This is a genomic window from Paramicrobacterium fandaimingii (assembly GCF_011751745.2).
Taxonomy (GTDB): Bacteria; Actinomycetota; Actinomycetes; order Actinomycetales; family Microbacteriaceae; genus Paramicrobacterium; species Paramicrobacterium fandaimingii.
This window is the reverse complement of record NZ_CP061170.1, coordinates 3,359,262-3,378,835: the sequence shown is the minus strand read 5'-3', so window position 1 is coordinate 3,378,835 and position 19,574 is coordinate 3,359,262. Positions and strand designations below refer to the sequence as shown.

22 protein-coding genes are annotated in these 19,574 nt (G+C 58.8%); 16 read left to right on the top strand and 6 right to left on the bottom strand.

Annotation, left to right across the window (positions count from 1 at the left end):
* Positions 1-10 precede the first annotated feature (10 nt).
* The 3 genes from HCR84_RS16315 (at position 11) to HCR84_RS17845 (ending at position 2,142) form a co-directional block, all read left to right on the top strand.
* Positions 11-661, top strand: coding sequence for a GntR family transcriptional regulator (locus HCR84_RS16315; protein WP_166979270.1), 651 nt, complete (start codon positions 11-13; stop codon positions 659-661).
* Positions 658-1,695, top strand: a complete 1,038-nt coding sequence (locus HCR84_RS16310) for an alcohol dehydrogenase catalytic domain-containing protein (RefSeq protein ID WP_166979273.1) — start codon at positions 658-660, stop codon at positions 1,693-1,695. Before HCR84_RS16315 ends, HCR84_RS16310 begins: the two co-directional genes overlap by 4 nt.
* 156 nt (positions 1,696-1,851) lie before the next feature.
* Positions 1,852-2,142, top strand: a complete 291-nt coding sequence (locus HCR84_RS17845; protein ID WP_350339807.1) for an FAD-dependent oxidoreductase — start codon at positions 1,852-1,854, stop codon at positions 2,140-2,142.
* A gap of 170 nt (positions 2,143-2,312) precedes the next feature.
* On the opposite strand, the gene HCR84_RS16300 is transcribed toward HCR84_RS17845, so the two are convergent.
* The gene (locus HCR84_RS16300) at positions 2,313-3,074 is read right to left on the bottom strand and encodes an IclR family transcriptional regulator (protein ID WP_166979279.1); all 762 of its coding nucleotides are present in this window, start codon (positions 3,072-3,074) and stop codon (positions 2,313-2,315) included.
* Positions 3,075-3,167: 93 nt separating this feature from the next.
* Between HCR84_RS16300 and HCR84_RS16295 the strand changes: the two genes are divergently transcribed.
* Together HCR84_RS16295 and HCR84_RS16290 are read left to right on the top strand one after the other, a co-directional pair.
* The gene (locus HCR84_RS16295; protein WP_166979282.1) at positions 3,168-3,536 is read left to right on the top strand and encodes an NIPSNAP family protein; all 369 of its coding nucleotides are present in this window, start codon (positions 3,168-3,170) and stop codon (positions 3,534-3,536) included.
* Positions 3,524-4,252, top strand: a complete 729-nt coding sequence (locus tag HCR84_RS16290) for an SDR family NAD(P)-dependent oxidoreductase (protein WP_166979285.1) — start codon at positions 3,524-3,526, stop codon at positions 4,250-4,252. The genes HCR84_RS16295 and HCR84_RS16290 overlap by 13 nt, the downstream gene beginning before the upstream one ends.
* 1 nt (position 4,253) lies before the next feature.
* Here HCR84_RS16290 and HCR84_RS16285 read toward each other — a convergent pair whose 3' ends face one another.
* From HCR84_RS16285 to HCR84_RS16270, 4 genes are read right to left on the bottom strand one after another with little or no spacing between them, the layout of a single operon-like run.
* A complete protein-coding gene (locus HCR84_RS16285) occupies positions 4,254-5,045 on the bottom strand; it encodes an NAD(P)-binding domain-containing protein (protein ID WP_166979288.1) in 792 nt (263 codons plus the stop codon).
* Positions 5,045-5,821 (bottom strand): SDR family NAD(P)-dependent oxidoreductase, encoded by a 777-nt coding sequence (locus HCR84_RS16280; RefSeq protein ID WP_166979291.1) that lies wholly within the window; start codon positions 5,819-5,821, stop codon positions 5,045-5,047. Before HCR84_RS16280 ends, HCR84_RS16285 begins: the two co-directional genes overlap by 1 nt.
* Before the next feature lie 4 nt (positions 5,822-5,825).
* A complete protein-coding gene (locus HCR84_RS16275; protein WP_166979294.1) occupies positions 5,826-6,260 on the bottom strand; it encodes a cupin domain-containing protein in 435 nt (144 codons plus the stop codon).
* Between the two features lie 12 nt (positions 6,261-6,272).
* Positions 6,273-7,115 (bottom strand): fumarylacetoacetate hydrolase family protein, encoded by an 843-nt coding sequence (locus tag HCR84_RS16270; RefSeq protein ID WP_166979297.1) that lies wholly within the window; start codon positions 7,113-7,115, stop codon positions 6,273-6,275.
* A gap of 214 nt (positions 7,116-7,329) precedes the next feature.
* Between HCR84_RS16270 and HCR84_RS16265 the strand changes: the two genes are divergently transcribed.
* From HCR84_RS16265 to HCR84_RS16225, 9 genes are all read left to right on the top strand, one after another.
* Positions 7,330-8,688 (top strand): MFS transporter, encoded by a 1,359-nt coding sequence (locus tag HCR84_RS16265; RefSeq protein WP_166979300.1) that lies wholly within the window; start codon positions 7,330-7,332, stop codon positions 8,686-8,688.
* Between the two features lie 7 nt (positions 8,689-8,695).
* Positions 8,696-9,508, top strand: a complete 813-nt coding sequence (locus HCR84_RS16260; RefSeq protein WP_166979303.1) for an IclR family transcriptional regulator — start codon at positions 8,696-8,698, stop codon at positions 9,506-9,508.
* Entirely contained in the window at positions 9,499-10,296 is a 798-nt protein-coding gene (locus HCR84_RS16255; RefSeq protein WP_166979306.1) for an SDR family NAD(P)-dependent oxidoreductase, read from the top strand. Before HCR84_RS16260 ends, HCR84_RS16255 begins: the two co-directional genes overlap by 10 nt.
* A gap of 266 nt (positions 10,297-10,562) precedes the next feature.
* Entirely contained in the window at positions 10,563-11,294 is a 732-nt protein-coding gene (locus HCR84_RS16250; protein ID WP_195706664.1) for an amino acid ABC transporter ATP-binding protein, read from the top strand.
* An 11-nt stretch (positions 11,295-11,305) separates the two neighbouring features.
* Positions 11,306-12,181: a transporter substrate-binding domain-containing protein gene (locus HCR84_RS16245; protein ID WP_195706663.1), complete on the top strand. Its 876-nt coding sequence runs from the start codon at positions 11,306-11,308 to the stop codon at positions 12,179-12,181.
* Positions 12,182-12,196: 15 nt separating this feature from the next.
* Entirely contained in the window at positions 12,197-12,949 is a 753-nt protein-coding gene (locus HCR84_RS16240; RefSeq protein WP_166979310.1) for an amino acid ABC transporter permease, read from the top strand.
* The gene (locus HCR84_RS16235) at positions 12,946-13,593 is read left to right on the top strand and encodes an amino acid ABC transporter permease (protein ID WP_166979312.1); all 648 of its coding nucleotides are present in this window, start codon (positions 12,946-12,948) and stop codon (positions 13,591-13,593) included. Before HCR84_RS16240 ends, HCR84_RS16235 begins: the two co-directional genes overlap by 4 nt.
* Before the next feature lie 29 nt (positions 13,594-13,622).
* Complete coding sequence (locus HCR84_RS16230; protein WP_166979314.1) at positions 13,623-14,405, top strand: FadR/GntR family transcriptional regulator; 783 nt, start codon at positions 13,623-13,625, stop codon at positions 14,403-14,405.
* A 50-nt stretch (positions 14,406-14,455) separates the two neighbouring features.
* Positions 14,456-15,454: an arginase family protein gene (locus tag HCR84_RS16225; protein ID WP_166979316.1), complete on the top strand. Its 999-nt coding sequence runs from the start codon at positions 14,456-14,458 to the stop codon at positions 15,452-15,454.
* Positions 15,455-15,659: 205 nt separating this feature from the next.
* Here the strand turns inward: HCR84_RS16225 and HCR84_RS16220 are convergent, their stop codons facing one another.
* Positions 15,660-16,556, bottom strand: coding sequence for an HNH endonuclease (locus HCR84_RS16220; RefSeq protein ID WP_166979318.1), 897 nt, complete (start codon positions 16,554-16,556; stop codon positions 15,660-15,662).
* A gap of 462 nt (positions 16,557-17,018) precedes the next feature.
* Here HCR84_RS16220 and HCR84_RS16215 point away from each other — a divergent pair, with 462 nt between their 5' ends.
* Entirely contained in the window at positions 17,019-17,870 is an 852-nt protein-coding gene (locus HCR84_RS16215) for a G5 domain-containing protein (RefSeq protein ID WP_338040109.1), read from the top strand.
* 373 nt (positions 17,871-18,243) lie between these two features.
* Entirely contained in the window at positions 18,244-19,521 is a 1,278-nt protein-coding gene (locus tag HCR84_RS16210) for an exonuclease domain-containing protein (protein WP_166979320.1), read from the top strand.
* Positions 19,522-19,574: the final 53 nt, after the last annotated feature.

Below are 19,574 nucleotides of genomic sequence, written 5' to 3'. Positions count from 1 at the left end.
GGGAGTCGACGTGGAGTGGGAGCCTCCCGTGCGGGTGGGTACGAGCGTTCACGAGTTCTTGCGCGCAAAGATTCTCACGGGGGAGCTCCCACCGGGGTCGCGCCTTGCGGTTCCGTCGCTCGCGAAAGAGCTCGGCGTCAGCCGCAGCCCCGTGCGCGACGCCGTGCTGCAGCTCGTGCGCGAAGGCCTTGCGATTGAGGAGTTCAATCGCGGCGCCGTCGTCTACCTGCCGCCCACGTCGGCTCTCGTGAGCCTGTACCACGCACGTGAAGCGCTCGAGGGCATGGCCGCGCGACTCGCGGCGAGCACCATCAGCGACGCCACGCTGGCCGACCTCGACGCGGTGCTCGCAGAGCACGAGTCGATCGACCCCGACGACTTCCATCGGCACATCGAACTCGACTCGCGCTTCCATCGTCAGATTCGGGATGCCGCGGCAAGCCCGGTTCTCATCCGGATGTTGGAAGAGATCCAAGGTCAGGTGATCGTGGCGATGCGCTCCACGAACCTCAGCGGCGGCGTGTACAGCGCGACGGCCGACCATCGGGCGATCCTCGATGCGCTCACCCGGCACGACCCGGATGCCGCAGAGACCGCGGCGCGAAACCACATCTCCCGGCTGACGGGAATTCTTGAAGAAGGCGGCGAGGCAGCACAATGAACCGAACGGCACTCCGGCACAGCACAGCCGATGGTCTGCGCTTGGCAGAAGAACCGGTGCCCGAGCTTGCTCCGGGCGAAGCCTCGATCGACGTTCTCGCCGTGGGGCTCTGCGGCACAGACACGCACATCCTTGAAGGCACGTTCCCGTCCGCAGACAACGTGATCATGGGCCACGAGGTGTGCGGCGTCGTGCGCGAGCTCGCCGACGACTCCTCCGATCTCGCCGTCGGCGACCTGGTCACCGTCGAGCCGCACAAGTACTGCACCGAGTGCACATACTGCCGCTCGGGCGACGAGCACCTGTGCATTAACAAGAAGGGGTACGGGGTCAAGCTCGACGGCGGCATGACCACCACGATGGTCGCGCCGGCGCGCATCCTGTACCGGCTCGACCCGCAGACCGATCCGAAAATTGGTGCGATGGCGGAGCCTCTCGCGTGCTGCATCCACTCGATGGATCGCCTCAACCCGCAGTCGGGTACGTCGATCCTCATCGCTGGCTGCGGCCCGGCCGGCGCGATGCTCGTCGCGCTCTCGAAGGCACGCGGGCTGACGCCGATCGTGGTGTCCGAGCCGTCCGAATCCCGCCGAGAACTTGCGCTCGCGATGGGCGCCGATCTCGCGGTGCACCCCGACGATCTGGACTCGCCCGAGGCCTCTGCGCTGGCGGGTGAGCAGGGCTTCCATTCGGTGGTAGATGCTGTCGGGCGCGCCACGATCGCGCGCGACCTGCTGAACCGCATCCGCAAGGGCGGCACGTTCCTGGTCTTCGGCGTCGCCGCGCCCGACGACACCCTCGCGCTCACCCCGCGCGAGGTCTACGACAAGGAGCTCACGATCGTGGGCTCCATCATCAACCCATACACGCACGAGCGAGCGGTCGCGATGCTGCAGACCCTCCCGCTTGACGCGATCCCGACGCGCACCTTCCCGCTCTCTGAGTATGAGGCCGCCTTCGCCGCGCAGCGTGAGGGCCGCGAGAAGATCTACATCTCACCACTTCCAAAGCTCCTCCATGAGGAAATCCTGTAGGTCTTTGTTCAGCTAGAACCTTTTACTTGGATTCGACGACGTCATTGTTCCAAAGGCCTCTCCCGACACGATTGCGAAGGGCGGACATGTCATCGACATTCATGAGACGGACAGCAATGACAACGCGAATTTGTGACCCCCAAACAGCAGTAAAACATCCCATTTCGTGCACTTGTGCCGGTCGGCAGCGAGAATGTGGTGACTGCGGGGCGTTGCTTGAGCGCCGACGGCCCAGGGTTCGCATCAGTGCGCACGATGGCGACGTGCATCGCAATGGGGCAGGGCGCCGGTACCGCAGCGGCCCTGAACGCGCAGTACGGATACAGTATGTCGGAGATGAACTTCGGGGAACTGCGTTCGCGCCTGATCGCGCAGGAAGCCGTGGTCGACATAGACAACTGCGTCTCACCGATGTCTGGTGCGATGTTGACTGGGAGCGAGAAATGACCGCGACTACTATGCCGTCAAGGAGGAACTTGCCTAACTTTCCACGGATGATTTCAGCGCCGGTGTGCGGAAGAGACGAGCTTCGGGAAGGGTATGGATGCCAAACGAAGTATCCTACTTTTTCAAAGTGGCATTCACGGTTCGACTGACGAAATCGAATATCTCGTTGGTCAATACGCCAGGAGTTCTTCGATTTTTGCGGCGGAGGCTCGGAGATACTCAAGCAACCGCGCCTCATCGTCAGTGACATTCTCCTGGCGAGTCGGGTTTATTCGCGAGAGCGGCGCAGCAAGCGAAAGTGCGCAGACGGGGTTCCCTTCTGGTCGGCGGAGCGCGACCGCGATCGCGCACATATCAATCTCTGATTCGGCTCGGTTCGTGGCGAAACCAGATTCGGCGACGTGCTGTAGCTCCCTCCAGAGCACAGCACGGTCTTCGATTGTGTGCTCTGTCTTCCGAGCCAGGTTCGGTGCAGAATAGAGTTCCTCGAAGTGTGAACGGCTCAGGCTTGCGAGCAGCACCTTGCCCGCTGCGGTCGAGTGCGCTGGCGGCTTCTCGCCCACACGTGTCATGACGCGCACTGCTGCATTCGACTCGACGGCGCTGAGGAAGAAGGTCTCGGTGCCGCGCACAATCGACAGGTGCACCGTCTCTCCTGAGGCATCCCTCAGTCGCCGCATGACCGGAGCGGAAACCTCGGCGCAGTGCTCGATCGCAGAAGACGTGCCGAGCATCTCGCTACCCAGTTCGTACTTGCGGCCCAAGCTCTGACGCACGAATCCCTCGTTCACGAGGGTGGCGAGCAAGCGGTGCGCCGTTGATACGCCGACTCCAAGTTCGGACGCCAAATCGCTCACTCCCATCGATGGGTTGCGCCGCAGCAGTTTGAGTGCGCGCAGCGCGTGTGTGACCGATTGCAGCGTTTCTGCCATTCGTTACCTTTCCGCTAATAGGAATCTTACATTGAAGTTTTCCTGTGTACGAAACTATGCTCGGTGTTGATAAACAATACTGGGAGACAATCTATGTTCATTGAGCAGCGCACGTACATACTCCACACCGGCGTTAAGCTCGCCGATTTCCTCGATGCCTACGAGAACATCGGTTTGCCCGTTCAGCGTCGCATCCAACGAGGTTTTTTGGGCTACTTCGTCAGTGAAATAGGAACACTCAACCAAATGATGCATCTGTGGGCGTATGACAGCCTCGACGACCGTGACCGGCGGCGCGACGAGGTGGCTGCCGAACCTGAATGGCAACGGTGCCTCGAAATTATTAGACCGATGATCAAATCGATGGAGAACACCATCTATAAGCCGACCGGCTTCTCACCAATTCGTAGTCTCCCTGTTGAGTGCGATGACTTTGGCACGGCGTTCACATGGCAGCGATGAAACATGTCATCGTCACCGGGGCCGGAGGCGGCATTGGTTCCGCTCTTGTTGGTGATCTGCTTGAGGATGGATACGTCGTCACAGGAATCGATGCGTCCGTTGAGTCCAGCGAACGGCTGCAGGATCGCTTCCCGGGAGTGACCGCGTTTCAGGCCGATGTCACGCACAGCAGCGAAGTCGACCGAGCCGTCGAGCAGGCCATGGATGCGCACGGAGTTCCCCACGGACTAGTGAACCTCGCCGGGGATAACCGTCTCAAGCCCCTAGAAGACATCACCGACAGCGATTGGCGACACCTCGTCGACGCGAACCTCTCATCGGCCTTCTACCTGTGTCGAGCGGTGATGCCTCGGATGCGTGAGGCCGGCGGAGGGCGGGTCATCAATACCAGCTCGATTTTCGGCGTGCGAGGCGTGAATAACGACGCTGCGTACGCAGCCGCAAAGGCGGGAGTCGTTGGCTTGACTCGGGCACTAGCCACTGAGTTTGGCCCTGCACGAGTGACGGTAAATGCGATCGCGCCCGTCGTTGTTCTCACTGAACGAGTGAAGAAGATGCCCAAAGAGCATCTCGACAAGCAACTCTCGACGATTCCGCTCGGGCGATTCAGTACGGAGCGAGACGTCAATGCGACCATCCAGTTTCTGCTGAGCGATGGTGGCAGCTTTTACACGGGGCAGACGTTCTCACCCAACGGTGGAGATACGATGCCCTGATCTAGCGGCTTCCGAAAGCGGTAAGACGTGCGTGCTCGATGGTGGCTTCGTGTGCTGGACGATCACCAAGTGCGATTGTGGGTGTCTTCCCGATGTCGCCGATCAACAGCCCGGCGTCCTTGAACAGCATTGGGTAGTGGAAATTGTCGAAATTCGTGCTCATCCAACTCTGTCCGCTCGAGGCGTTCACAACGTCGAGGAACTGCTGCGCAGAGACATCATGCTCGACCGCCAGATCTAGCATCGCCGCTGTTGCCAGAGCGTTATATGCGCCAAGCGTATTGTTCAAGAGCTTGAGCAGCGATGGCTGTCCGTAGCGTGAAGTCCAAAAGAGCCGTTCGGCCATGTCATCAAACCGAGAGAGGTCGGTGTCCGACGGCTCGGGCCCTGCAAGCATGAGTGACATTGACCCGTCGCGTGCCCCCTGAGGCCCTCCAGAGAGTGGTGCTTCGAACACGCGCCATGATGTGGGTGTTGACGAGAGAATTCTGGCGGCATCGCTTGGAGCAAGTGTTGTGAGCACGACGATCGTTAGTCGTTCCATCGCGTGCTCCCGGAGCATCGTGAGTGCCTTCTCAAGCTGATCCGCCATACGCACAGCGATGTACACTGCATCGACTGTTCTCCATGGCACATCGTGGGGTTGGGATGCGACGGCCACTCCGGTCTCGTCGGCCAAAGCTTGCGCACGGTTGTTGTCAATCTCAAAGCCTGCCACGTCTCGGTGTCGCGCGAGCAATCGTTCGCCGACTGCGGCACCAATCGGGCCGAGGCCGATGATGAGCTCTGTCATCAGTATCCTTTCGATTGGCCGCCATCGACGGGGATGGCGGCTCCCATAATGTGACCCGCCTCAGGCGAGAGAAGGAAAGCGATAAGAGCAGCGACCTCGTCGGGATCGGTTGGTCGCTTCGTGGGCATCCCGGAACGCAGCTTCTCGTCGGCCTCGGCCACAGTGAGATGGTCACGCTCGCCGGTAGCTGCGACGAGCGAGTCCCAGCGACCTGTCTGCGTCGGCCCCGGCGCGACCGCGTTGACGGTGATTCCCTCCGGAGCCAGTTGAGTTGCCGCGGCTCGCGTCAGAGCGAGCATGGCGCTGTTTGCTGCGCCCGCTACAGCCATAGCTGCTCCGGGTTCTTTACCCGCCGTGCCCGCGACGTTCACGATGCGTCCCGCCGACGAGGCACGCAGGTGAGGCAACGCAGCTTGCATCACGCGCACAGCGCCGATGGCCTTCGAATCTATGGCGGAAGCCCACTCAGCGGTGCTGATCTGGTCAAAGGTGCCGGATGGCGCTGCCCCGACACAATTCACGACTGCGTCGAGCGCACCGTATCTGGCAATGACGTCAGCCACAGCGGAGGAAACAGATTCATCGTCTCGAGTGTCGAGTGAAACTGCTAATAGTGCTGAATCCGCCGATACCGCTTCGACTTCGGAGACGACGGAGCGGCCACGATCATGGTCTCTTCCTCCGATCGCGACCGCCCAGCCGTCTCGAACGAGCCGCTCAGCGGTCGCGCGCCCGATGCCGCTTGTGCCTCCAGCGATGAAGGCTATGCGTGGCATGTGCTCAGTCCCGGTAATCAATGGTGATATCGGCAATGTCCTCGTTCTCGAGATTCACGACGATATTTTCCGGCGTGCGCGTAGTGAGCCAGACGAGTTCCTGTGTCTTCGACGCGTTGCCCTCTATGTGTGGCACGAAAGGCGGCACGTACACGAAGTCACCTTCCTCCAGGTAGACGATAGTCTCGTAGCGTTCGCCGTATCGGATGAACCCTCGGCCCTTCAGCACGTGTCCGCCAGTTTCTGCTTCACCGTGGTGATGGGCCGCTGAGATCTCCCCAGGTCCCGTGTGAACGCGACCAAACCAGAGGTTCTCCACCTCGGAGTTCTCAACGCTCACCCCCGAAATGCGGATGGCCTTTGGTGTCTGGCCTGGTGCTTCGACAAGGTCCGCCTTGCGGTTCACCTTGAGAGTCTTGAGATTAGTCTGATCTGTCATTGTTCGCTCCTTTCACACAGCGATCTGGTCGTCGTCTTCGACGACGGGGTTCGATAAGGTGCCGATGCCATCGATCGACACTTCGATCCGATCTCCCGGAAACATCCATAGTTGAGGGTCGCGGGCAGCGCCAATGCCGCCCGGTGTGCCCGTGGCGATGACGTCACCCGGCCGAAGGGTTGTCCATGTAGAGATGCGGGCGATGAGTTCGGGAACGTCGAAGCAAAGCTGACCAAGATCGGATTGCTGCACCACGTCATCGTTGAGAGTTGTGGTGATGCGGTGACCCGCGAGCTCTCCAATCTCGTCTGGCGTGACGATAACGGGTCCGAACGCCCCGGACGCATCGAAGTTTTTACCGGGTGTGTACTGGTGTGTCTGTTTCTGGAAATCGCGAATCGACCCATCATTAAGGATGCTGTATCCGAGAATGTAGTCGTGCGCTCGTTCTGCGGCGATTCGCCTGCCCGTGCGCCCGATCACGACGGCGAGTTCGCCTTCAAAATCGAAACTGACGCTCTCGCGAGGCGCGATGAGTGACGCGTGGTTTCCCACAAGTGAATCAGCGAACCGGGCGAACACGACGGGGTGGGCCGGCGTCTCACGTCCCGTCTCGGCAATGTGGTCGAGGTAGTTGAGGCCGACGCAAAGAATCTTGTCGGCGTCAGGCACGGGTGTAAGGATTGTCACCGCCGTCGTTGGATAGGGCTCGACAGCCTGTCTCAGCACGTCGAGACCGTGTTCGCGAAGCGCCCGTTTGAGCGACGGCATCGACGCAGGCGCAGCCAGCACGCGATCACCGTCTACGACTCCCCAGCGCGGTGAGCCGTCAAGGGTGAATGAGACGATTCTCATGGAGGCTCCTTCAATGTGGCCAGAATGATGTGCCACCAGTCTGGTGTGAGGCGAACTGTCTGACGCTCGATTTCAGCTTGCCGTCCCGCGTAGCGGTACACAAGCTTTCCGGTTACCGGAAGCTCTTGCAGTATTTTCCCGCTGTCCGGTATTGTCGCATCGACTCAACGGCGAGTTTCTGAGCCTCGCCCCTTTATGCCTGTGGAGGCCAACTATGTCCAATCGAACTACGTCGCCCGAGACGGAAGAGCTGAAGGCGCTCAATGAGAGCCTGGTCTCGAAACGGCAAGAGCGACGCGCCGTCGCATCTGGTGCGCTCGGCTCGGCACTCGAATGGTTTGACTTCGCCATCTACGGCGCCTTGTCGGCCACGATCTTCCCCTCATTGTTCTTCTCCGGGCTCGGTGAAAGTGGTGCACTTCTAGCGTCGTTCGCTACGTTCTTCGTCGGCTTCCTTGCACGTCCTCTCGGAGCGGTGGTTTGCGGATTCTTGGGCGACCGCTTCGGCCGACGACCTGTGTTGCTCGGCTCATTCGTCGCTATGGGCATCGCATCGCTGCTCATTGGCCTGTTGCCGACAGGTCAGGGCATCTTCATTGCCACAGTGCTCGTTGTTCTGCGCTTCATCCAAGGATTCTCTCTCGGTGGTGAGGCAACGGGGGCGCAGCTCATGACCATGGAGCACGCGGTTGGATCGCGACGCGGCATCCTTGGCTCGTTCATGAATATCGGATCGCCCATTAGCCAGGTGCTGGCGAATGTTCTGCTCGCGGTGCTCTCCGCAACGCTCACGCAAGAGGCGTTCGAATCCTGGGGCTGGCGTCTTCCGTTCATTGCGGCAATCTTTCTCGCGCTGATTGGCCTCTACATTCGCATTCAGTTGGAAGAGACACGCGCGTTCAAGGTGCAGCAGGAGGCTGCTGCAACACAGAAGAAGGTCAACGGCCTGACCGTTCTGAAGACGCAGCCGTTCACGGTCATCCGCATGATTCTGCAGTGGGCGCCGTTCGCGCAGACGTTCTACATTATTGCCATCTACGGACTGTCGTTCATGACCAATCAAGGTGGATTCACCGAGGCAGACAGCTTTACCACGCTGATGATCGCCAACTTCGTGTCAATCTTCTGCGGTGTCTTCGGTGGCTGGACAAGCGACCGCATTGGACGTAAGCCGGTGATGTGGATTGGCTGTGCTGCCATGTTTGTCGGGTCACTCGGGTTCTTCCCCGCCGTGAACTCCGGTTCGCTTGTGCTGAGCATCATGGCGGCGACGATTGCACTTGGCGGTGTGCAGCTCGGATTCGGAGCACAGCCGGCACTCTTCGCCGAGCAGTTCCCAACCGCAACTCGCTTCACCGGCTCGGCACTGTCACTCAACTTTGCAACACTCATCTTTGCCGCGCCGGCTCCGTACATCGCCGCCTGGCTTGCTCAGCTGGGTGGCGAGCACTCGTATTGGCTGGTCATGGGCGTCAACCTGGGAGTCATCATCATGTCGGCCATTGTGACTATCTTCATCTCCGATAAGAACCGTCACCGTGACCTGGCCGCGTTCCTCTCACATCGCGATTGACTTTCCAATGGTCGTAGATTCACTGGGCGTCGAGACTAGCGATGATTACACCATCGCTAGTCTCGACGTCGGGTTGCGAGCGCTCGACTTCGTGCTCATCCGCGATCGCACGACAGTTGGAGAGCTTGCGGCCCACATGGGTATCGGTCGCTCGCGTGCGCACCGGATCCTGCGCACACTCGAATTGCGCGGATACGTCTCTCCGTCCTCGTCGGGTCGAGGCTTCGTTGCCGGGCCAGCGATTATGCGCATGGGAATGCCGGGCGCGACGTCCCCGAGCGAGCGATACGCGCATCGCCCAGTTCTTGAGTGCGTGCGAGAAAAAACTGGTGAAGACGTGCATGCCGCCGTTCTTACTGGTGATCGGGTGATGGTCACCGAGGGGCGCCGTTCGCCGCGCACGCCGAGCATTGGCCTCCGAATTGGCATGGTTGCACCAGCTCATGCGATGGCTGGGGGGAAGCTGCTGCTGTCGCTTCTCGACGACGGACAAGTGCTCAGCCTTCTACCGATGCGCCTGGCGAGACTTGGGCCGCGCACGATCGTCGATCGCACGGTTTTGCTTGATGAATTGTCGGTTACCCGTGAGCGCGGCTGGGCCATGGCGCTGCAGGAATCCGAGCGTGACGTCGACTCGATCGCGGTGCTGCTCGGCGGACGAACCTGGCGTGACCGTGTCGCGCTTGTGGTGTCGTGTCCTACGCACAGGGGAGGCGAGAAGCGCCTTCGCGAGCTGGCCGCCATCGCACTTCAGGCAGCCGGTGGGCCGTGTGAGGTACCGATTACGCAAACGAGCGAAGGAGAAGATGGATGCCTCTGAGGGAACCGCGAAGCGCGATCGTCACTGGTGGCGCCGGTGGCATTGGCACCGCGATTGGCCGTCGTCTTGCCACGTCCGGCTACATCGTGATCGTCGCCGACGCCGATGCGGCCGAAGCCGAACGCGCTGCGTCAGCTCTGCCTCTCGTCGTCTCTGGTCGGCATTGTGGAGTCGGCGGAGACCTCACAACGGGTGACGCCAATCGGGCCGTGGTCGATGCCGCGAGAGCGGCAGCTCCGATCGGTGCGATTGTGAATGCCGTGGGCATCTCGCCGAAAGACGATGGGCACAAACGGGCATTCTTCGACATCTCTGAGGGGGAGTGGGATGCGGTTCTGGCCGTGAACCTGAAGGCTCCGTTCCTGCTGGCGCAGCAAGCATATCCGCACCTTCCGGAGGACGGATCTGCGTCGATCGTGAACGTACTGTCGATCGTCGCGTGGATGGGCACTGGCGGTTCGGTTGATGCCTCGTTCCCACCGAACATCCCATCGTCGGCGGCGTACGCGGCTTCAAAGGGTGGTCTGCGTATTTTGACAGCATCCCTTGCCCGAGAGTTGGCCCCGAAGCGCGTCCGCGTCAATGGGGTTGCCCCCGGGTTCGTCGCGACGCCGATGATGGCCGCGGTTCCAGAACACAACGTCAGCGAGCTCGCGGCCCAAGTGCCCCTCCAACGCTTCGCGACGGCAGACGAGGTCGCCGACGCCGTTGACTTCCTCGTCGGCGATCGGGCGTCGTACATTACGGGGGAAAGCATTGCGGTGAACGGCGGGTGGCACACGCTTTGAGACTTCGAGCGAAGGCGCGACTCGGGTGTCATCGCCCCTTCTGTTGGGCGCGACGTAGCTTTACCTAGTCATTGAACGAGCGATTCATTAGTGTCCGACGAGTGACCAGGCTCGGCCCCATTTGTATCGCGAAAATGCATATGTCAAAAATGACATAGACAACATCTATTGACACCATCGTCAAACATTGCTCTAATCATTCACACATGATTTTAGTGCCATCCTGTGAGCGAACCGCTGGCGGTATGGCCCGAGGGCGGAGGTCGATGGTGATCCGTTTCGACGGCGTGAACAAGTGGTTTGGTGAGTATCAGGCACTACGAGACATCAACTTTGAGATTGACGAAGGCGAAGTCGTTGTCATCCTGGGGCCTTCGGGGTCTGGGAAAAGTACGTTGCTGCGCACTATTAACGGGCTCGACGGCATCAGTAGTGGATCTTTGACTGTCGACGGTGTCTCCGTGAACTCTCCGAAGTCGAACCTCAACGCGTTGCGGGCCGAAATCGGCTTCGTCTTTCAGCAATTCAACCTGTACCCACATATGTCGATCCTCGACAACGTCATGCTTGCTCCGGTGAAACTGCGACGCATGTCGAAAAGCGAGGCGACGGATCGGGCGAGGAAGCTCCTCCAGCGAGTCGGAATTCCTGAGCAGGCTGACAAATATCCCGCGCAGTTGTCCGGAGGGCAACAGCAACGTGTGGCGATCGCTCGTGGGCTCGTGATGAGTCCGAAGATGATGCTATTCGACGAGCCGACTAGCGCACTAGACCCGGAGATGATTAAAGAAGTCCTCGATGTCATGGCTGATCTGGCCGAGGGCGGAATGACCATGGCAGTAGTCACGCATGAAATGAACTTTGCGCGCAAGGTTGCGGATCGCGTTGTGTTTATGGATGCCGGGCAGATCATCGAAGTTCGAACACCCGACGAGTTCTTCGAGGACCCGCACCATGATCGCACAAAGGATTTCCTGTCGAAGGTGCTTGCGGTTTGATCACCCAGGACATGAGCCAGCAGAAGAGCCAACCGAAAATGAAGACAAAGAAGTCACGACGCTTCCACGCCTCACTGGGCGCAGGTGCAGCAATCCTCGCATTATTCACGGTCACCGCTTGCTCTAGCGGAGAGTCAACGGATCAGGATTCCTTGGAGGCAGCGCTCGCAGATGGGGTACTGACCGTTGGTGTGAAGTTTGATACGCGACCGTTCGGCTACATCCCAGAGGGGCAATCATCTGTGGCCGGGTTCGACGTTGACCTCGCGGCCGCCGTCGCAGATGAGCTCGGTGTGGAAGTCGAGTTTGTGCAGGTGAACTCGCAGAATCGAATCCTCAATTTGAATAGCGGCAAGGTCGATGTGCTGATGGCCTCTATGCTTCGGACACCTGAACGAGACGAGTCGATCGACTTCTCGATCGACTACTTCTCAGACGGGCAGTCACTACTCGTACCCGAGGGATCTGAGATCGAGAGCATTAACGACCTCGGGCCCGAAAGCACGGTTGCGGTTGTGCAGGGCACTCCGGAGGAGCAGACACTCCTTGAGAATGCTCCAGAGGGCACGTCCACGGTCACGTACCAATCCTGGCCAGACGCTCTGCAATCGCTCTATCGAGGCGAAGCCGAGGCCGTGACAACGACGGTTGGGATCCTATACGGGCTGAAAGTTTCGTCAGACGCAGCAGGGCAGCCTGTGGAGATAGTTGGGGAACCCTTTGCAGATGGGCCGATTGCGGCCGGGTTCCGTGATGGAGACGTCGAGTTCGTCGATGCGTTCAACGGCGCGCTTCTTGATCTTCAAGATGACGGCACTTATGAGGAAATTTATCTCAAATGGTGGAGTAAGGCGCTCCCGGACGTCTACAAGATCACAGAGTCATAGGACGGAGTAATACTCATGGGTAATTGGGACTCGGTACTAACCCAACCTGGACTAGGGATGCTCTGGGATGGCCTACTTGTCACGCTGCAGCTGGCGTTCTACGCAATCGTGCTCTCGACGATTCTGGGCATGCTCGTCGCACTCGGTCGAGTGACTCACGGCCGTAGATCAGCACCGCTTCGTTGGCTTCTTACCGCGTACGTAGAGTTCTTCCGAAATGTGCCGCTTGTGGTACAGCTCGTATTCTGGGGTTTTGCGATCTTTAGCGTCGCGATTGTTCGAGACTTCTTCGCGCCGTTGAACGCAATCTATTCCAATGCGTTCATCGCGGGGGTTCTTGGTCTGACGGTATATACGTCGACGTACATCGCTGAAGTGTTCCGGAGTGGATTGCAGTCGATTCCAAAAGGGCAGATGGAAGCTTCACGCGCGTCTGGCCTTGGCTACTGGAGATCGATGGTCAGCGTCATCATCCCTCAGGTATTGCGCAACACAGTCGGCGCGCTGGGAAACCAGTGGATTGGGGCGACAAAAAACACTTCAATCGTGCTCTTTCTTGGCGTCGCGGATCTCGTGTTCCAGGCGCAGGAAATTGAGGCAGCGACGTTCCGTGGCGTTCAAGCATTCACAGCGGTGGCAGTCATCTTTGCCGTCATTTGTTTGATGGAGGCACTACTGCTCAATCGTCTCGAGAAACGGCTCTCGAAGAAGACCGGAAAGCCGAAAGCTTTGCCCACAATGACTCAGACGATGAGGACGCAAGCATGAACTTCGACGTGATTTTCAACAACTGGTCATTCATGATCAGCGGGCTTGGGTACTCCCTCGGTCTGGCCGCGGTCTCTATCATTGGGAGCTTCATTCTAGGAGTTGTGTTTGCTGCGGGAAGAATCTCAAAGCGTCCCTATTTGAAGTACCCTTCCATCGCCTATATCGAGCTAGTGCGGAGCATCCCGCTCATCATTTTTATCCTCTACATCTTCTTTGGTCTTGCCGGAATTGGTGTGAATGTAGATCCGTTCTGGTCGGCAGCCTTAGCGCTGACGATTTTCGCGAGCGCATACGTGGCGGAAGTAATTAGGACCGGCATTCTGGGTGTCAAACCAGGGCAGATGGAAGCAGCTCGGGCAAGCGGCCTGAGCTACTTCCAAGCAATGCGACTCGTTATCTTGCCCCAAGCAATTCGGAGCATGACGCCCGCGCTCGTGTCTGAGTTCACCAAACTTGTAAAAGACAGCTCCTTGGCGGCGGTAGTCGGAGTCTTTGAGTTCTTCAACAGGGTGAATCTCGTCAACTCTCGAGAGCTGACGGAACCGTTCATGTTATTCGGATTCGCCGCAGTGGTCTATTTCGTGCTCAATTACAGCTTGAGCCTGGCCGCCAAGAGACTGGAACTACGCGCAGATGTATAAAAAGACCGGTGTGGTGGAAGGAAACGAGAATGAGCGACGTGTTGCGTGAACCTGATCGTGACGACCTGATTCGTACTCTCGGGCAGGCGAATAGACCAATGTCGATCGCTGATGTTGACGCCGCGCTAATTCAGCATGGTCTTGGGTATGCGTCCCAATCAACGTTGGCGCGCAGACTAAAAGACATTGAACGAGAAGGCCTGTGTTTCCAGTCGGGCCGAGAAGGGCGCATTCTGAGCCCGAGCGGTCTTGCGCTCTTCAAGAGCATTCTTGAAAGAGAGGAGCGAGCTGGACTACTCAAGACAGTGCAGTCGATCTCAACCTCGGAGGGTCTTGAGCAGATGTTCCGAATTCGGCGGGCTGTTGAGCCTGAGGCCGCCCGGGAATTCGCAGCTTCTGCTACGGAGGATGACATTGAGCGCCTCCGCGAAATGCAGGTGCACTATCGGGAGGCCGTTGCCCCGGGAGGCCCTCAACCGCGAGGTATCGCGTTGGACTTCCACCGTTACATAGCCCGCAAGTCCAAGAACCCATTCGTATTGCTTGTGCTCAATGAAGCGCTGCATGAGCGTACCGGGCGTGTCGAAGCGGCAATGGATGTCGTCCTTCAGCAAGAGCGAACGCACGAATCAAGCATCCATTACCACGATGACATTATCGATGCCATTCTCCGTCGTGACGCAGAGGGCGCCGAGGACTCTATGCGGGTTCACTTGGACAACTTGTTGGCAGAGATCGAAGCAATGAAGCCCGGTGGCTCGCTGGGACTTCTCGACAACATTCTGGAGTGGTCATTAGTCAATCTCGAGTAGTTCTCCCGCTCCATACTGTCCCGAAATGTGATTTCTAGAGAGGAAGCCTCATGAATATGAATGAGCGTAAACAAGTTGACCGATTGAACCTTCCCTTCGTGGGTATTCCGTCGTACATGCGGTCCCCGATTGTTCAGGACCTCAGCACCCTCGACGCCGATATAGCGGTTCTTGGCGTGCCCTCGGACGAAGGCTCTCCCTGGTACCCAGGTGCGCGTTTTGCACCGCGACAGATGCGCGAGATGTCAGTTCGATACGCAGGCTACGGAAAGATGCAGGGCCGAGCGGGATACTACGACATCGAAACGGATCGTCGTTTTCTTGAGTACGAGATGGGCAACGAGCGCATCGCTGACTGTGGTGATGTCGACATCATCTATACAAACCCAGAGGCCACGTATAAAAACATCAGCGATTCGGTCAGTCAGATCATCGAGGCTGACGCGATTCCTCTTGTCATGGGCGGTGATCACGCCGTCAGCTACGGTGTCGCGCGTGCCTATCAGGACCCGATCACGATAGTGCACTTTGACGCACACCTGGACTACCGCCCGTTTTTTCATGGAGCTGAATACGGGAACGGCAGCCCCATGCTGAAGATCGGCAAACTGCCGAACGTGACAAAGATGGTGCAAGTTGGGGCACGTGGCTTAAGAGCAAGCATCGACGACCTCAACCGCGCCCGAGAAAACGGGAATCAAGTAGTGACAATGGCGGACTACCGCCGGAATGGCGCGGAGAGCATCCTCAGTGCCCTGCCAGACAGCGGGCGTGTCTACATAAGCATCGACATCGACATTCTCGATCTTCCCCTGGTGCCGGGCTGCGCCTCGGCGGAGGCGGATGGGCTGACCTACAACGAGCTTCGACAGATCATTTTCTCGATTGTCGCAAAGCGGGAACTGGCCGGGCTCGACGTGGTCGAGATCAACCCGATGTTGGATGTGCCGTCCAACAACACATCACTCCTCGGAACCCAGCTCATGATTGAAACGGCAGGACGAGCGGTGCTGAACGAGGACTACTTGCGGAGAAAGGGACGCGCCTAGTACCGCATGGTCGCACGCTGACCTTCCTAGACACCCAATAAACGATTCGTTGGTCGGGCCCGACCCGACCAACGGGCCGCTTCCTATGAGCGATCGATTATGGGGCCCCGCTATTCGCTGGCTGAGCGATCCTGCCATGTATGACGGGCCAGATTTCAGCGTACAGGTTAGAGAAAATACCAGTGTGGCGCCAGAGAGGCTTTAGCTACCTGTCAAATGCCAGGAAGCGCTCGTCGAGCCGCTCCTTCGAAGGATAATCTGCACGTCGCTGCGGCAATTCGATTCGGCGCCCATGCATTTCCTGAAGCCCATGCTTGAGCATCGGGCCGTCAACCTCATGAAGGAGGCCATCGTTGATGTGCACGATGTAGTCAGCTGAGATGCCCATGAGGTTGCGATCGTACGCAGCATGATGCATTTTGCAGAGCGTGAGCCCATTTGGCACGGTGGCAATCCCGTTCGGGTCGGAATCGGCAACAATGTGGGCAGCGTCCAAGAGCTCAGGATGCTTCAGGTGGCACACCGTGCAGGTGTTCGCGTAGGCATGTATGACCCGCGCCCGGAACAACGGTTGGTGCAGGCGCTGGCGTGCCATGCGCTCGCCGTAGCGGCGCTCGTGGTCCGACATGTGAAGCGGGTCACCAAAGAAGCGCAGAGAATCGTCGAGCGCAATGAGGAACGTACGATTCGCCTCGTCATCGGCGATAACGTAAACCGGATACGTCGCAACGAAAACTCCCGGTCGGACGCCGTGAAAATACACGAGTGGAACGCCAAGCTCGTGTGCACGCTTGAGCTTGCGGTTGTCACCACCGTCCCGAGATTGATAGCGATAGTGGACGAACCCATCGTCGGTGACTGCATCGTCGTATGGACCTTGTGAACTTGTCATAATGCTCAGCGTCGCGTCGAATTCCCGAGGGTTCCGGATGCCGCGTGAGGTGTCCAGCAGCGGAATGCGTACCCCGTCATACGTGTAGCCGAGCAGTTCTTCGCGCGCGAATTCATACGTCCCGAACTCAAGTCGACGATCCAGCCAGCGAAACAAGTCCTCGCGGATTGCTTGCTGCTCAGCGGATGAGTACATTGCGTCGGGGCTCATGAGTGTTCATAGTAGCGATGACTCTGCAGATGCTGCATCAATCCTCTGCTTCCGCTACCAAGGGAGCGGCGGCGAGCTCGCGCACCTCCGATGTGGTCAACGATCTGACGTAAGCCAAATCCGCACCGGCGACAGGGATCCCTCCGGCTTGCCTCACAAGCAGCGACGTCATCGCGTTCTCAACCGAAGTCCTTTCAACCTCGTCTGATTTCTTCGATGTGGCGGGGCTCAAGCCCAAATATTCGCATCGCTTTTCGATAAGACTCGCGTATCTGCTCTTCAGCGGCTTCGCGTTCGCGCGCTGACGCTCGCGGAAGCAAGTAGCTATTCAGCACGCGTGAAGAGGGTGATCCTGCAACCGTGTGCGCTCCCTTCCCCCCCTGTTCTGGGGGAATGAAGTGCGGGCCAATATGCGCCAATCTTGAACCGCAAGACAGCGGACGTCAATCCCGAGTGTGACCCATGCGATCGCTGCAATGTTTCGTCATTTCTACGAGCAGCGAGGTGCATCTCTTGAGTCAGTGGCGAACAGTGCTGAGCCGTATGCGGGAATCTCGTCCGCGGCTAGTTGTAGCGGTGATTGGGTCTTTTCTGGTCATTGGCTTCCTAGTGGCTTATGCGCCTGCCTTGTTGATTCTCACAGGGATAGTGGGCGCTGCCGTGGGTGCCGTAGCGCTCGTTCGCGGGTCGAGGTCAGCGGGTAAGCTTCGCAGCGGCGGATCAGCGTGGATCGTGCTTTCTCTTAGCCTCGTTCTCCTGATCGTCGGGGGTGCTGCGCAAGGTTCGGAATGGGAGGCAAGCGATATCGAGGCAGTTGCGAGTACCTCCTCATCGCCGAGCGTCCCACCTGCGACATCTCGAGCAGCGACGCCGACCCCCACCGTTCGTGTCACCACTGTTGTTGAAACCGTGGCTATCCCTTTCGAGCGAGTTACTCGGGAAGATCCAGGACGCGATATAGGCACGACGGAGGTTACGACCATCGGCGTGGAAGGTGAAAAGACGGTCACTTACGAGGTCGTCTTTCGGCACGATGAAGAGGTATCACGCAAAGTAATCTCGGAAGTGGTTACGATATCGCCGATTGACGAGGTAGCTTCGGTCGGGACTCGACAGCCCCCTCCCGCGGAAGAGCCGCCTTCCAACAACGGTTGTCATACAAGTTACGCGGGCGTCTGCGTTCCGATCGCGAGCGACGTCGACTGCGCAGGGGGAAGCGGCAACGGTCCAGCGTATGTTTCCGGACCCCTTCGAGTAGTTGGTCCCGACGTATACGATCTGGACCGGGACGGTGACGGCATCGCCTGCGACTGAGGATTTCTGGGCTGTTGAGCGCGCTCCAATGATTCCAGCCCTCACCGCAACGGTAAGTCCGAGAAAAGGGCCAAACATTACGCGTCGCAATTGTCGTTGCCCGAATAAGGCCGGGTTTGTAGCGTCGAGACATAGAGTCACTGGCGATTACAGGCGGAACGGCCAGTCCTGTCTGTATGTTTGTTCCTGGTCATTCTGGCTCGACTGTGCATGGTCGTGCGCGGACGGCCGGACCTGGGGACGAGGCAACGCTCAAGACCGCTGTACCTGAAGGGACCTGCTCAGAGTGTTCAGCGTGCCCTCCGAATGGGGTGATGACAGCCTGCACATTCGTTGGAACTATGGATGAAGCGCTACGGAAGGCAGTGCAGGCATGGCATTCAACGGTTACTCCGTCATTGACTTTGAAACGACGGGCCTCTCACCCGAATATCATCACCGCGTCATCGAAGTGGCCGTTGTGCACGTTGATCCGAATGGCGCAATCGAGGGCACTTACGAGACCTTGCTCAATCCAAACCGTGACCTCGGTCCCGTGCATATTCACGGATTGCGCGGGCGAGATGTGATGAATGCGCCCGTGTTCGAGGAGATTGCTGGGGACTTCGTCCACCTTCTGAAGGATCGGGTACTGGTTGCTCACAATGCTTCGTTCGAAGCGCGTTTTCTACGCGCCGAGCTGCAGCATGCGCACGCATCCTCGCCCGTGGCTAACGACGAAGCGCTCTGCACGATGAACCTCGCGCGGCTGTTCCTGCCGGGTTCGCGGCGTGCTCTCGCTGACTGTTGTGCAGCCTTCGACATTTCTTTGAAGAACGCGCACGAGGCGCGGGCTGACGCGTATGCGACGGCGGAGCTGCTCGGCGCGTACCTTCAGCAAGACCCGAGGCACGCAGTGTGGAGGCGCTACCGTGGTTTCGCGGAGCGCTGGGCCTGGCCGACATTGGCGGCATCTGGAACTCCTTGGGTGTCGCGCACCCGTGAGCAGCCGGTAGGTCGCTCATTCCTGCACGACGCGATGGCGTTGCTGCCGGACCTCATTGTGAATAACGATATCGAGATTGAGCAACGTACCTACCTCGCGCAGCTTGATCAGGCGCTCGCGGATGGATTCATCACACTTGCTGAAGCTGATTCGCTGCATGATCTCGCTTCTGACCTGCATATCGAAGACCGGTCTCGGAACGCGCTGCACACTCAGTACTTCGACGATCTTGTGGCGGCGGCGTGGGTCGACGGCATCCTTAGCGATGAGGAGCTCGACGAGATTAACCGAGTGGGCGAGCTGCTCGGAATCGCCGAGGAGGTTCGTCGCGACGCGTTGGTGTTGCCAGAGGTGGAACAGGTTCATCTGGCAGCCGCGAACGTTGAGCTCGATGATCTCGCAGGGGCGCCTGACCCTTCAGTAGGCCTTGCCCTCGAGCCCGGGGCCCTTGTCGTACTCACCGGGGACATGGAGATGCCGCGTTCGTACTATGAATCAATGTTGACTGAACACGGCTTTATCCCCTGGTCTGGAGTCACGAAGAAGGTCTCGCTCGTTGTTGCGGCTGACCCGGACAGTTTGTCGGGCAAGGCACGCAAAGCGCGCGACTACGGGATCCCTATTGTCGGCGTAGGGACGCTTGAAGCGTTAGTGCGAGTGGCTTAGCTTTGGCTCCGGCAGCTCGCGCGCGCCCCGGACACTGGCTTAGAAAATGCCAC